Raw genomic sequence first — 13730 nt, forward strand, 5'->3', positions numbered from 1 at the left:
ACCCAACATGAATCACCCTGGTCTGCACACCGCCATGGCCCACTGTGGCCTGATCGCCATCCTGCGCGGCATCAAGCCCGCCGAAGCGGAAGGCATCGGCCTTGAACTCTATGGCGCGGGCTTCCGCCTGATCGAAGTGCCGCTGAATTCACCCGACCCGCTCACCAGCATCCGCGCGATGCGCGCGGCGCTGCCCACCGATTGCCTGATCGGCGCGGGCACGGTGCTGAATCCCGACGATTGCGCCCGCGTCCAGGACGCAGGCGGCGAACTGATCGTCATGCCGCACAGCGATGCCGCCGTGATCCGCGCCGCCAAGCAGCTGGGCATGGCGTCTTGCCCCGGCGTCGCCACCCCAACGGAAGCCTTCGCCGCGCTTGCCGCCGGCGCCGACGTGCTGAAGATGTTCCCCGCTGAACAGCTGGGCCCCGTCGTGCTGAAAGCCTGGCGCGCCGTGATGCGCCCGCCCATCGCGCTGGTCCCGGTCGGCGGCATTACGCCCGACAACCTTTCCATTTATGCCCAGGCGGGCGCCACCGGCTTCGGCCTGGGCTCCGCCCTGTACAAGCCCGGCCTGTCGGCCACCGAAGTCGGCCAGAACGCCCGCGCATTCATCGCGGCCTGGCAACGCGCCTATCCCGTCCAGGAGACCCAAGCATGAAGATCACCAAGCTCACTACCTACATCGTGCCGCCTCGGTGGTGCTTCCTGAAAATCGAAACGGACGAAGGCATCGTCGGCTGGGGCGAACCCGTCGTCGAAGGCCGCGCCCACTCGGTGGCTGCCGCCGTTGACGAGTTGTCCGACTACCTGATCGGCAAAGACCCGCGCAACATCGAAGACCACTGGACGGTGCTGTACCGCGGCGGCTTCTACCGCGGCGGCGCCATCCACATGAGCGCGCTGGCCGGCATCGACCAGGCGCTGTGGGACATCAAGGGCAAGCATCTGGGCGTGCCGGTATCGCAATTGCTGGGCGGCAACGTGCGCGACCGCATCCGCGTGTATTCGTGGATCGGCGGCGACCGGCCGGCCGACACCGCCGCCGCCGCCAAGAGCGCCGTCGACCGCGGCTTTACCGCCGTGAAGATGAACGGCACCGAAGAGCTGCAGTACATCGATTCGTTCGACAAGGTTGAAAAGTGCCTTGCGAACGTGGCCGCCGTACGCGACGCGGTGGGCCCCAACGTGGGCATCGGCGTGGACTTCCACGGCCGCGTCCACAAGCCCATGGCCAAGGTGCTGATGAAAGAGCTGGACCCGTTCAAGCTGATGTTCATTGAAGAGCCCGTGCTGAGCGAACACTACGAAGCGCTGAAGGAACTGGCGCCGCTGACGTCCACGCCGATCGCGCTGGGCGAACGCCTGTTCTCGCGCTGGGACTTCAAGCGCGTGCTGTCCGAAGGCTACGTGGACATCATCCAGCCCGACCCCTCGCATGCGGGCGGCATCACCGAAACCCGCAAGATCGCCGCCATGGCCGAGGCCTACGACGTGGCACTGGCGCTGCACTGCCCGCTGGGCCCGATCGCGCTGGCCACCTGCCTGCAGATCGATGCGGGCTGCTACAACGCGTTCATCCAGGAACAGAGCCTGGGCATCCACTACAACGCCGCCAACGATCTGCTGGACTATGTCAGCAACCGCGAGGTGTTCGCGTACGAAGACGGCATGGTCGCGATTCCCCAAGGCCCTGGCCTGGGCATCGAGGTCAACGAGGAATACGTGAAGGAGCGCGCCGCCGTGGGCCACCGCTGGCGCAACCCCGTCTGGCGCCATGCCGACGGCAGCTTCGCCGAGTGGTAATCGGATAAAAGAGAGAGGAGACACCCTTGTCCACCGCCACCCACGCGGGCCTGCAAAGTACCCAGCGGCCCACCCGCAGCCGCTACCTCATCATGGTGATGCTGTTCATCACCGTCGTCATCAACTACCTGGACCGCAGCAACCTGTCCATCGCCGCGCCCGCGCTCAAGGACGAGTTCGGCCTGGACACGGTGCATGAAGGCCTGATCCTGTCCGCCTTCGGCTGGACCTACGCCGCCATGCAGATCCCGGGAGGATGGCTGGTGGACCGTGTGTCGCCCCGCGTGCTCTATGCCGCGGCGCTGATCCTGTGGTCAGCCGCCACCTTCTTCATGGGATTTGCCGGCAGCTTCGTCATCCTGTTCGTGCTGCGCCTGGCGGTCGGCGCGCTGGAAGCGCCCGCCTACCCGATCAACAACCGCGTCGTCACCACCTGGTTCCCGGAAAAGGAACGCGCCACCGCCATCGGCTTCTACACGTCGGGGCAGTTCGTCGGCCTGGCTTTCCTGACGCCCGTGCTGGCCTGGCTGCAGCACCACTACGGCTGGCACATGGTGTTCGTCAGCACCGGCTTGCTCGGCATCGTCTGGGGGGTGCTGTGGTATCTGATCTACCGCGAACCGCGCCAGTTCAAAGGCGCCAATGCGGCCGAGCTTGAGCTGATCCAGAAAGGCGGCGGCGTCATCGATCTGGACCGCAACGCCAAAGCCAAGAAGGCGCCGTTCGACTGGAATGACCTGGCGCTGGTCATGACCAAGCGCAAGCTGTGGGGCGTGTACCTGGGCCAGTTCTGCCTGACGTCCACGCTGTGGTTCTTCCTGACGTGGTTCCCCACCTATCTGGTGAAGTACCGCGGCATGGATTTCATCAAGTCGGGCTTCCTGGCGTCGGTGCCCTTCCTGGCGGCGTTCGTCGGCGTGCTGTGCTCGGGCGTGCTGTCCGACTTCCTGATCCGCCGCGGCGCCACGGTCGGCCTGGCGCGCAAACTGCCGATCATCCTGGGCCTGTTGATCTCGACGTCGATGATCGGTGCCAACTTCACCGATTCCACGCCGTGGGTGATCTTCTTTCTGGCCGTGGCCTTCTTCGGCAACGGACTGGCGTCGATCACGTGGTCTTTGGTGTCGACGCTGGCGCCCGTGCGCCTCTTGGGCCTGACGGGCGGCGTATTCAATTTCGTCGGCAACCTGTCCTCGATCTGCACGCCGATCGTGATCGGTTTCCTGGTGTCGAAAGACAGCTTCGCGCCGGCCATCGTATACGTGTCGTCGCTGGCCTTGCTGGGCGCGCTGTCGTACATCCTGCTGGTGGGGAAAGTGGAGCGGATCGAAGCCTGACGGGGGCATGCAGTCTTACCTGCCGATTACGATCGGAATGGAAAGGGCGTCCAATGAACGGACGCCCTTTTTTCCGGCCAACGAGCCAGGTCCCCCTAGTGCGGCGCGGCCTGGACCGGCCGGAACCGTTTGAAGTCCCAATGTCTTCCGGGTGCGGCGTCGAGCAATTGGCGCGTATACCCATCCTGCGGCCGCGTCAGCACCTCGACCGCCTGCCCCGCCTCCACGATCCGCCCGGACTTCATCACAACAATGGAATTGCAGATCTGTGCGGCCACCCGCAGATCGTGGGTGATGAACAGCACAGCCGTGTCGGTGCGGGTACGGATGTCCTCGATCAGTTCCAGCACCTGCGCCTGCACCGACACATCAAGCGCCGACACCGCCTCGTCGGCAATCAGGATATCGGGCCGTAGGGCCAACGCCCGCGCGATGCAGATGCGCTGGCGCTGGCCACCCGAGAACTGATGCGGGTAGCGGTCCATGGTGTCCGCCCCCAATCCCACGATATCCAGCAGTTCGACGGCGCGCGCCCGGGCTTCCCCTTCCGGCACGCCGAAATTGCGCATGCCCTCGACGATGGAGTCCCCCACGCGGATGCGCGCATTCAAAGAGCGGTACGGATCCTGGAACACCACCTGGATCCGCTTGCGCACCGGCTGGAACTCACGCTTGGTGGCCGTGGCGATCTCGGTGCCGTCCAGGCGCACACTGCCAGCGCTGGGGTCGATCAAGCGCGCGATGCAGCGGGCCAGGGTGGACTTGCCCGAGCCGGATTCACCCACGATGCCCACGATCTCCTTCTTGCGCAGGGTAAAGCTGACATCGCGCACCGCATGCACCGTGCGTTTAGCCTTGAAGAAGCCGCGCTCGGCATAGGTCTTTTCCAGGCCATTCACAACCAGGACTGGCTCGCCCGTGGGCGCTTGCCTCGCCTGCGGCGCCAGGCCGGGAACAGAGGACACCAGCATGCGGGTGTAGGCTTCTTTCGGGCGCGCCAGGATGTCGTCGCGCGACCCCACCTCCACCAGCCGCCCACGGTTCATCACCGCGATGCGGTCGGCAATCTCTGCCACCACACCGAAATCGTGCGTGATGAACAACACCGCCGTATTGTGCGACCGTTGCAATTCCCGGATCAGCGCCAGGATCTGCTTTTGGGTCGTGACGTCCAAGGCGGTGGTGGGCTCGTCGGCGATGAGCAGCTTGGGATTCAGGATCAACGCCATGCAAATGACGATGCGCTGGCGCTGCCCGCCCGACAACTGGTGCGGGTAGGAATGGTAGATGCGCTCCACCTCCGGCAGGCGCACCGATTCCATCATGTCCAGGATCTTGCGCTTGCGCGCTGCGGCATCCATGGCGCAATGGGTGCGCAGCACCTCGTCGATCTGCCAGCCCACGGTGCGCACCGGGTTCAGCGCCGTCATGGGCTCCTGAAAGACCATGGACATGCGGGTGGCGCGCAGTTCGCGCAAGCGCTCCGGCGAACACGCGAGCACGTCTTCCCCATCCAGCAGAATGCGGCCGGCAGCAGGCCGGAGCGCGTCGGGCGCCAACAGCCCCATCACCGAAAAGGACGTGACGGACTTGCCCGAGCCGGACTCGCCCACCACGCACAAGGTTTCGCCGGCGTGGATATCAAAGCTGATGCCCTCCACGACCGCGCGCTCCTCTTCCCCGGGCGCGCCCACCAACTGCACCGTCAGGTTTTGCACTTGCAGTACGGGCATTGTGGAATCGGTCATCTCAAATCCTCCGCGCCATCTTCGGATCCAGCGCGTCGCGCATGGCGTCGCCCAGCATGTTCACACTAAGCACAGTCAGCGCCAGGAACAGTCCCGGCAGCAGAATCAGCCCCGGTTTGATCTGGAAGTACATCCTCCCCTCGGCAATGACGTTGCCCCATGACGGGAACTCGGGTGGCATGCCCACGCCCAGAAAGCTCATGACCGCCTCTGACAGCATGGCGGACGCGAAAATGAACGTGCCCTGCACGATCAGCGGCGCCAGCGTGTTGGGCACCAGATGACGCATCATCAAGGTGTGCGTGGGAGTACCCAACGATATTGCAGCTTCCACGTAGGGCTCGTCGCGCAAGCTCAGGATCAGGCCGCGCACCAGCCGTACCACCCGCGGAAACTCCGGCACGGCGATGGCGATCAGCACTGTCAGCATGCTTGCGCCGGTCACGGCGACCAGGGCGATGGCCAGCAGGATGGTGGGCACGGACATGATGCCGTCCATGATCCGCATGATGACCATGTCCGCCGCTCGGAAATAGCCGGCGATCACGCCCAGCACCAGCCCGGGCACCAGCGCCGCCACGGCGGTGCCGGCGCCGATCATCAGCGACACGCGTGCGCCGTGGACAACGCGCGACAGCACGTCACGACCGTAGGCGTCGGTTCCGAACCAGTGTTCGGCCGAGAATCCCTTCAACCGCTGCATGGGGTTGATGGCCATGGGGTCGGCCAGCCCCAGTAGATTGGCGGCGATGGCCGCCAGAACGATGACGGCAAGCATCACCAGGGCGGCCATGACCGGCCAGGAGGACAGCGCACGGACCAGCGCCGGTCGCGGACGCCTGCGTGGCACGGGCGCAGCCACGGCCGCTCCCGCCATGGAGTGTATAGAGGACGACATTCGGATTCCTTCAATAACGGATGCGCGGGTCGAACACCGAGTACAGGACGTCGATGGTCAGGTTCACGCCGATGTAGACCAGCGAGAACAGCAGGATCAGGCCCTGGATCAGCGGATAGTCGCGAGCCAGCACGGACTCGACCACCAGCCTGCCCAGGCCGGGCAGGTTGAATACCGATTCCGTGACCACAACCCCGCTGATCAGCAACGCGATACTGACGCCGATCACGGTGATGATGGGCACGGCGGCGTTGCGCAGCGCGTGCGCCATCATCACGGCGCGCTCGGTGATGCCCTTGGCGCGTGCCGTGCGGATGAAGTCTTCGCCCATCACTTCCAGTACGCTGCTGCGGGCGATGCGCGCGATCAACGCGACGAACCCCGTGCTGAGGGCGATCGTCGGCAGCAGCAGGTGCAGGCCGAAGGCCAGCAATCCCGCCGACGGCGACTTATAGCCCTGCACCGGCAGCCAGCCCAGCGTCATCGCGAACAGCAAGATCAGCGCGTAGCCCGTGACGAAGATGGGCACCGAGAATCCCAGCACTGAAAACGCCATCACGGCCCGGTCGGCGCGGGTGCCCCGGCGCCACGCCGAGAACACGCCGAGCGGCACGGCGATCAACGTCGATAGCAAGATCGTCGACAGCGCCAGGGCCAGCGACGGGCCGACGCGGTTGCCGATCATGGCCGTGACCGGCGTGCCCGAATGCAGCGACACGCCCAGGTCGCCCCGCAGCACCTGCCCGCCCCACAACAGGAATTGCGTGACCAGGGACCGGTCCAGCCCCATGTGCTCGCGGATCTGGGCAAGCTGCGTCTCGGTGGCGGCGTCGCCCGCCAGGATCAGCGCGGGATCCCCCGGCGTCAGGCGCAGCAAGCAGAACACCAGCACCGCCACCGTCAGCACTACGGGAACCGTGGCCAGGACGCGTCTGAGTAGGTAGCTGAACATACTGGCTTACCGGCTGGCTTTCTTGATGTTCCAGAACACCGGCGCGGGCGAATCCAGCACGCCCGACAATTTCTTGCTGTAGGCCGCCGCCGTTTCGATCTGGCCCAGCGTGATCGCCACGCCTTCGTCCAGCATCACGTCCTGAAGCTGTTCGGCCAACTGCTTGCGCTCCGCTTCGGAACCCGCCACCAGGAACTTATCGCGCAGGGTTTCCACTTGGGGCACGGTCGGCCAGCCGAACCAGGCCTTCTCGCCGTTGGCCGATACGCCATAGTTGCGCAGCGGATCCATGATCTCGCTGTTATGCCACGTGGTCACGAAAATGCTCCAGCCGCCTTTGGCCGGCACATCGCGGTTGGCGCGGCGCGACAGCATGGTCATGAAGTCCATGGCCTGCAGTTGCACGTTGAAGCCTGCCTGACGCAACTGCTGCGCCATCACGACAGGGATGGCCGAGGCCATCGCGATATCCGTGGCGTGAAGGATCACCACCGGCGCCCCGTCGTACTTCGCTTCCTTCAGCAGCGCCTTGGCCTTTTCGATGTTGGACGGCACGATCATGTCCGCGCGCGTGTTGCTGGAATACGGCAGGTTGCAGCCGAACACCGCTCCGCAGGTCTTGTAGAACTCGGGATCCCCCACCTGCGCCTTCAGGATGTCATCCTGGCCCACCGCGTACATGGCGGCCTGGCGGACCAGCTTGTTGTCGAACGGCGCATTCAACTGGTTGAAGCGATACATGGGCTGATATCCCATCTTGTCCAGCACGCGCAGCGTAAGGTCGGGCGCCCCCTTGACCATGGGCACCAGGTCGAACGGCACCGTCTCGATATAGTCGACTTCTCCGCCCAGCAGCGCGTTCACGGTCGTCATCGGGTCGGCCATGGCCACCCATTCCACGCGATCCACGTTGACGACCTTGCCGCCCGCCGTCCAGCTTGGCGCTTCCTTACGCGGCACATAATCCGTGTTCTTCTCGTACACCGTCTTCACGCCCGGCTGGAATTCCTTCTGCACGAACTTGAATGGGCCTGAACCGGTGTAGTCGGTGATGGCTTGCGCTACCGGCGTTTGCGCCACCCGCTTGGGCATCATGAAACTGGGCAGGCCACTGGGCTTGCCCAATGCCGACAGCAAATCGGCCGGCGCGTTCAGCACGATACTGAACGTCTTGTCATCGATGACGTTCATCGACGCCACAAGCGGCATCAGCTGGCGGCCCGTCTTGTCGGACTGCGCCCACCGCTGGATGGATGCCACGCAATCCTCGGCCTTTACCGGCGCGCCGTCGTGCCACTTCAGGCCGTCACGCAGGGTGAAGGTATAAGTCTTGCCGTCGGCCGAGATGTCCCATTTGTCGGCCATCTGGGGCTGGATCTTGTTGTCGGCGTCGGTGGCCAGCAAGGTGTCGTAGATCATGTAGGCGTGGTTGCGCGTCTGGTGAGACGCGGTCAACACCGGATCCAGCACGGTCAATTTGCTGGCCATCACCACGGTCAGCGTTTCGGCCTGCACGGGCGCCCAGGCCATCGCAGCGGCGCAAGCCAGCATGGCGCCAACGCGGCTCAGCCCGAAACGGGCTTCGAGTCTTTCTTCATTGAGATAAGCCATTTCATTCCCTTGAGTTTTTTATGGATGAACGGGGCCTGTCGCCGGCCCCTGAGGTTGAACCGGGTCAGACGATGTCGAACGAGAGCGGCGACATCTGTTCGGCCGTGCGGCCCGCCACCAGGTCGCGCGAAGGCACCAGCGCTTCGGCGCGACGCTGGGCCTCGTCCACCTGCTCGGCTGCCTTGCGGTAGTCCAGCGATTGCACCTGACCTGCATGCACCACGCGCTGGCCATCGATGTACACGGTGTGCACGGCGCGGTCAGCCGCGGCGTAAACCAGGCTGCGCACGGGGTCGCGCGACGGGCGCATCAAATGATGGGTCATGTCCACCAGCACCAGGTCGGCGCGCGCGCCTACCGCAATACGGCCCAGGTCCTCTCGCCCCAATGCGGTGGCGCCCCCGACGGTGGCGGCATGGAAGACTTCGCCCGTGCTGACGGCGCGCGGCGTCTGCGCCATGAGGCGCGCCAGATAGCCGACGTGGCGCATTTCCTCGATCATGTTGTGCGGATAGGTGTCGGTGCCGATGCCCAGGTTGATGCCGGCCCGGCGATAGCGCCCGAAGTCGCGCAACGCCATGCCCCGACGCATGAACACCGTGGGGCAATGCGCCACGCTGGCGCCCGTCTCGGCCAGGATGGTCAGATCGGTGGCGGTGCTCCAGTGCGTGTTCGGGTGATCGTCCACGAAAATGCCATGGCCGACGATGCTGCCGGGGTCCAGCACACCCAGGCTATGCAACCACTGGATCGGCGTCAGGCCATGACGGCGCGTGATTTCGTGGAACTCGGGCAGGGATTGGGCGGCATGCGTCTGCCAGCCGATGCTCCGGCGCTTGGCTTCCTGGTGGCTCGCCTTCAGCAGTTCCGGTGTGCAGGTGTCGATCTGCGCCGGCACCAGCATCCCCGTCAAACGGCCGCACTCATGCGCCTCGGCGCGGTCGATGAGCGCCAGTGCGCGCTCCATGCCGGCTTCGCCGGCCTTCTCATTCCAGTCGTACTCGACGACGTGGCCGTTGCGCGTGTACCAGCGCGCCGAGCGGAACATGGGCGCGATGTAGGCGCGCAGCCCGCTTTGCACCATGATGTCGATCCACTGCTCGTGCGCGACCGACATATCGACCACTGTCGTCACACCGGACATCAGCAGCTCGGCGGCGGCCAGCGTCAGTTGGGCGGGCGCGGCCTCGTCGTCGCCTTCCATCGTGGGCATGTACTCGTACAGGTTCGAGTTATACAGGCCGGCCGATCCCGTCTCGTCCGTGTAACCCTTGTTGATGGGCTCATGCACAAGATGGCTGTGGATATCCACCAGGCCAGGCATCACCATCATGCCCTGGCCGCTGACGATGTCCGCGTCCGGCACAGCGGCTTGCGCGCCGGGTCCGACATGCGTGATGCGCCCATCCGCGAACGCCACATCGGCATTCTTCATGTAGACGTGGCGCTTACGCGCCTCGTCCCAGGCAACCACGACATCGGCGTTCTTGATCAGGGTAGTTTTCAACGCAATTTCCTCCGAAATGAGTCACTGGTATCCGTGCGGCGCATGTCAGCGCCAAGCGGGCTGCGCACCCTTGCGGGCGCTGGGTGGCGCCACGTTCGGCAAGCCGCGCGGCAGAAACTGTCCTTGCCCCGGCGTGCCCGCAAAGCGCGCGCCGTCCCAAACGATCTGTCCGCGCAGCAGGGTCATCGCGGGCCAGGCCCGCAGCGTCATGCCGGCGTATGGCGTGTAGTCGACCGCGTGATGCAGGTGTTCGTTGGCCAGGGTGAATTCGCGCTCTTCCCAGATCACCAGGTCGGCGTCGCTGCCGATGGCCAGCGTTCCCTTTTTCGGATACAGACCGTAGGCGCGGGCCGGCTGTGTCGCCGTCAGTTCGACGAAGCGGTTCAGGCTGATGCGCCCGCCCAGCACGCCTTCGGAATACAGCAAGGGCATGCGCGTCTCGATACCCGGGATGCCGTTCGGGATATGCCTGAACGCCACTTCCTTGCCGCCGGGCGTCTTGCCATCTTCGCCGGTGAGGTTGAAGGGTGAGTGGTCTGACGAGAACACGGTGAACAGGCCGTCCGCCAGTCCCTGCCAGATGTCTTCCTGGCTGGATTTGTCGCGCGGCGGCGGGCTGCACACGCATCGCGCGCCGAAGTAGCTGTCGTCCGTGCCCAGGTCCGCCGCCGTCAGCAGGATGTATTGCGGACAGGTTTCGGCGTAGACGTTCAGCCCCTTGGCGCGCGCCTCGCGGATCTGCGTCACGGCTTCCCCGCCAGAGATATGCACCAGCAGGATCGGCACGTCGATGAGTTCGGACAGCGCGATCGCACGGTGCGCGCCCTCGCGCTCCACCAGGCTCGGGCGAGAAAGCGCGTGAAAGCGCGGCGCGGTACGGCCTGCGGCCTCCAGGCGACGGGTAAGCCAGGCGATGCAGTCCGTATTCTCGGCATGGATCATCGTCATGCCGCCATGCGTGCGCGCCACCTCCAGCACATCCAGGATCTGGCCATCGGACAGCTTCAGCGCGTCGTAGGTCATGTACAGCTTGAACGAGGTATAGCCGGCCGCGATCAGCCGCGGCAGTTCTTCGTTCAGCACGGCTGCCGTCGGATCGGTCAAGATCAGGTGGAAGGCATAGTCCACGCAGGCGCGGCCGTCGGCCCGTTGGTGATAGTCGTCGATGGCGGCCTGCAGCGTGCCGCCCTTGCGTTGCGCCGCGAAAGGAATCACGGTGGTGGTGCCGCCGCAGGCCGCCGAGCGCGTGCCCGTATGGAAGTCGTCGGCCAGCTTCACGGGCGGCGCCATCGGTTGATCCAGGTGGCAGTGCGCATCGATGCCGCCCGGCGTCACCACGCGTCCGGCCACGTCGATTTCGCGCTCGCCCCGGGCCAGCCCCAGGCCGATCTGCACGATCCGGCCGTCCGAAATCCCCAGATCCGCCCGGCAAGTATCACCGGCCGTCGCCAGCACTGCGTCACGCAGCACCAGATCAAAACCCTGCTTCGTCATATGCGTCAGCCTGTCTGATCCGCCCGTTTTTCCGGGCAGCATCGCGTTCCGGAAGGGCAAGTTGTGAGCGGATTCTAGGCGGAATACAAAAATGATTACGTCAGTGATTACCCTAAAATATACATTTCAACTTTAAATTGTTAACATTATTTTTGACGATCCAACGCACCGTCTGGCAATCACGGCAGCCAATCGGGTATCTTCACGTTCAACGATCAGGTTGTCGTCAACGTGACGTCTACAGGCGGCAAAGAACCGCTCATTTCCCAAGGCGGTGATCCCGCCCTGGCACTACACGCGCAAACCAACAACGAGCCCATGGCATCAGACAAACGCGAAAACACGGTCACCGGCATCTACGAGCGCATCTATCGCGCCATTCTGGACAACCGCCTCAAGCCCGGAACCAAACTGGTCGAAGAGCGCCTGGCCGAGATCTTCGAGGTCAGCCGCCCCCGCATCCGCGAGGTGCTGGCGCGCCTGGCGCATGAACAGATCGTGGAACTGTTCCCCCAGCGTGGCGCCTATGTGGCCAAGCCTTCCATTGAAAAGGCACGCGACGTCTTCGAGGCCCGCCGGCTGATCGAACCTGCGGTGGTGCGTCGCCTGACACAGAACCTGACGCCCGAAAAGCTCGCCCGCCTGCGTGAGCACGTCATTCTGGAACACGACGCCCGCAAACGGGACGACAAGCGCGCCATCATCCGGCTGGCTGGAGAGTTCCACATTCTGCTGAGCGAACTGGCGGGCAACGGCGAACTGGCGCGCACCATGCGCGAACTGTCCACCCTGACCTGCCTGGTCATCTTCCTGTACAACCTCCCCACTGCCACCAGTTGCCGCGATGATGAACATGAGCTCATCACCGAAGCCATTGCCGCCCAAGATGGCCAGCGTGCGGCGGAACTGACGCTGCACCACCTGGACCACATCGAACAGAGCGTGAAGCTGGAATCCGTGGAAGAGTCGGTCGACCTGGAAGACGTGTTCAAGCTGTAGACGGCGTCCATGGAAAAGCCCCGGCAGCGGATCCGCTACCGGGGCTTTTCAATACGCAGCCCGGGGGCCGCTTGTTCAGCAGCCCTGCACCGCCAGCCTGCGACGCTGATTGGCGGCGCGCTGGACCAACACCAGGGCCAGGCCGGCCATGGCGATGACCGCACCGGCGATCGGCACGGCGGCATAGCCCATGCCGGCCGAAATCACCGCGCCACCCGCTGCGGCGCCGACCGCATTGCCCAGGTTGAAGGCGCCCACGTTCACCGACGATGCCAAGCCCGGCGCGTCGGTCGCGGCACGCATCACGCCCATCTGCAAGGGCGGCACCACGGCGAACGTCGCCACACCGAAGATCAGCAGCGAAATCGCCGCGCCGACAGGGGTGGAACCGATCCACGGGAACGCCAGCAGATCGATGATGACGATGACCAGGAACGTGATCAGCGTGCCGTCCAGCGAGCGGTCGGCCATGCGGCCGCCCAGGCCGTTGCCCAGCGTGAAGCCCAGGCCGATCAGCACCAGCATGCCGGTAATGAAAGCGGGCGATGCGCCGGTGATGTCCGCCAGGGTCGGCGCAATATAGGTGTACAGCGTAAACATGGCGCCCGCGCCCAGCACCGTGGTCAGCAGGGCCAACAGCACGACGGGGCTCTTCAGCACGGCCAGTTCATGGCGCACGTTGGGCCGGCGTCCGGCTTCGCCCGCCGGCAACGCGAACCACAGGGACAGCATGGCGACCAGGCCCAGCACCGCCGTGGCCGCAAACGACATGCGCCAGCCGATCACCTGCCCCAGCCACGTCGCGGCAGGCACGCCGCCCACGTTGGCGATGGTCAGGCCCATGAACATGGTTGCCACCGCACTCGCCTGCTTGTGCCGCGGCACCACGCTGGCCGCTACCAGCGAACCCAGGCCAAAGAACGCCCCATGGTTCAGGCTGGTGACCAGACGCGCCAGCAGCAGCGTCGTGTAATTCGGGGACAGGGCAGACAGGATATTGCCGATGGTGAAGATCGCCATCAGCAGGATCAGCGCCTTGCGCCGCGACCAGCGCGAAAACGCCAAGGTCATGAGCGGGGCGCCGACCATCACGCCGATCGCGTAGGCGCTGATCAGCATGCCCGCGCTGGGAATGGACACATTCACGCCCTCGGCGATGACGGGCAGCAGGCCCATGGGGGAAAACTCGGTCACGCCGATGCCGAACGCACCGACGGCGAGCGCCAACAACGGCAGGCCGGCTTTCACCGGTTGGGTATCTTGCGGGTTCATGCGGATTCCTCGGGTTCGATGGCGCCGGCAGGGTGTCCCTGAGGCGTGGCCGGCCAGAATTGGCGGGCATATCGGCTAGACAGGCGTGCAGTATGACGGCCGTATC

At 64.9% G+C, this 13730-nt stretch carries 11 protein-coding genes; 4 read left to right on the forward strand and 7 right to left on the reverse strand.

The window, feature by feature from the left end; translation table 11 throughout:
• Positions 1-7 precede the first annotated feature (7 nt).
• Genes HG262_RS02925 through HG262_RS02935 form a run of 3 tightly spaced genes read left to right on the forward strand, consistent with a single transcriptional unit; the run spans position 8 to position 3143 of the window.
• Positions 8-661, forward strand: a complete 654-nt coding sequence (locus HG262_RS02925) for a 2-dehydro-3-deoxy-6-phosphogalactonate aldolase (RefSeq protein ID WP_169269616.1) — start codon at positions 8-10, stop codon at positions 659-661.
• On the forward strand, positions 658-1806 hold the full coding sequence (dgoD, locus tag HG262_RS02930; protein WP_169269617.1) for a galactonate dehydratase: 1149 nt from the start codon (positions 658-660) through the stop codon (positions 1804-1806). Before HG262_RS02925 ends, dgoD begins: the two co-directional genes overlap by 4 nt.
• A gap of 26 nt (positions 1807-1832) precedes the next feature.
• A complete protein-coding gene (locus tag HG262_RS02935) occupies positions 1833-3143 on the forward strand; it encodes an MFS transporter (RefSeq protein ID WP_169269618.1) in 1311 nt (436 codons plus the stop codon).
• Positions 3144-3238: 95 nt separating this feature from the next.
• Here HG262_RS02935 and HG262_RS02940 read toward each other — a convergent pair whose 3' ends face one another.
• The 6 genes from HG262_RS02940 to hydA form a co-directional block, all read right to left on the reverse strand.
• Positions 3239-4891 carry an ABC transporter ATP-binding protein gene (locus HG262_RS02940; protein WP_248293210.1) on the reverse strand — a complete coding sequence of 551 codons (1653 nt, stop codon included), beginning with the start codon at positions 4889-4891 and terminating at the stop codon, positions 3239-3241.
• Between the two features lies 1 nt (position 4892).
• Entirely contained in the window at positions 4893-5789 is an 897-nt protein-coding gene (locus tag HG262_RS02945) for an ABC transporter permease (RefSeq protein ID WP_169269619.1), read from the reverse strand.
• Between the two features lie 10 nt (positions 5790-5799).
• Positions 5800-6741: an ABC transporter permease gene (locus tag HG262_RS02950; protein WP_169269620.1), complete on the reverse strand. Its 942-nt coding sequence runs from the start codon at positions 6739-6741 to the stop codon at positions 5800-5802.
• A gap of 6 nt (positions 6742-6747) precedes the next feature.
• Entirely contained in the window at positions 6748-8352 is a 1605-nt protein-coding gene (locus tag HG262_RS02955; RefSeq protein WP_169269621.1) for an ABC transporter substrate-binding protein, read from the reverse strand.
• Between the two features lie 64 nt (positions 8353-8416).
• Positions 8417-9859, reverse strand: a complete 1443-nt coding sequence (locus HG262_RS02960; RefSeq protein WP_169269622.1) for an amidohydrolase family protein — start codon at positions 9857-9859, stop codon at positions 8417-8419.
• 45 nt (positions 9860-9904) lie between these two features.
• Positions 9905-11353 carry a dihydropyrimidinase gene (hydA, locus tag HG262_RS02965; RefSeq protein WP_169269623.1) on the reverse strand — a complete coding sequence of 483 codons (1449 nt, stop codon included), beginning with the start codon at positions 11351-11353 and terminating at the stop codon, positions 9905-9907.
• Positions 11354-11671: 318 nt separating this feature from the next.
• Here hydA and HG262_RS02970 point away from each other — a divergent pair, with 318 nt between their 5' ends.
• A complete protein-coding gene (locus HG262_RS02970; RefSeq protein WP_169269624.1) occupies positions 11672-12352 on the forward strand; it encodes a GntR family transcriptional regulator in 681 nt (226 codons plus the stop codon).
• 75 nt (positions 12353-12427) lie between these two features.
• Here HG262_RS02970 and HG262_RS02975 read toward each other — a convergent pair whose 3' ends face one another.
• On the reverse strand, positions 12428-13624 hold the full coding sequence (locus HG262_RS02975) for an MFS transporter (RefSeq protein WP_169269625.1): 1197 nt from the start codon (positions 13622-13624) through the stop codon (positions 12428-12430).
• Positions 13625-13730: the final 106 nt, after the last annotated feature.

This window comes from Achromobacter sp. Bel (genome assembly GCF_012928505.1).
Classification (GTDB): Bacteria; Pseudomonadota; Gammaproteobacteria; order Burkholderiales; family Burkholderiaceae_B; genus Achromobacter.

What these genes read in the sequence shown, in the direction of transcription:
- HG262_RS02925 (WP_169269616.1), top strand. Translation starts at nt 8, where the DNA reads ATGAATCACCCTGGTCTGCACACCGCCATGGCCCACTGTGGCCTGATC.
- dgoD (WP_169269617.1), top strand. Translation starts at nt 658, where the DNA reads ATGAAGATCACCAAGCTCACTACCTACATCGTGCCGCCTCGGTGGTGC.
- HG262_RS02940 (WP_248293210.1), bottom strand. Translation starts at nt 4,891, where the DNA reads ATGACCGATTCCACAATGCCCGTACTGCAAGTGCAAAACCTGACGGTG.
- HG262_RS02945 (WP_169269619.1), bottom strand. Translation starts at nt 5,789, where the DNA reads ATGTCGTCCTCTATACACTCCATGGCGGGAGCGGCCGTGGCTGCGCCC.
- HG262_RS02950 (WP_169269620.1), bottom strand. Translation starts at nt 6,741, where the DNA reads ATGTTCAGCTACCTACTCAGACGCGTCCTGGCCACGGTTCCCGTAGTG.
- HG262_RS02955 (WP_169269621.1), bottom strand. Translation starts at nt 8,352, where the DNA reads ATGGCTTATCTCAATGAAGAAAGACTCGAAGCCCGTTTCGGGCTGAGC.
- hydA (WP_169269623.1), bottom strand. Translation starts at nt 11,353, where the DNA reads ATGACGAAGCAGGGTTTTGATCTGGTGCTGCGTGACGCAGTGCTGGCG.
- HG262_RS02970 (WP_169269624.1), top strand. Translation starts at nt 11,672, where the DNA reads ATGGCATCAGACAAACGCGAAAACACGGTCACCGGCATCTACGAGCGC.
- HG262_RS02975 (WP_169269625.1), bottom strand. Translation starts at nt 13,624, where the DNA reads ATGAACCCGCAAGATACCCAACCGGTGAAAGCCGGCCTGCCGTTGTTG.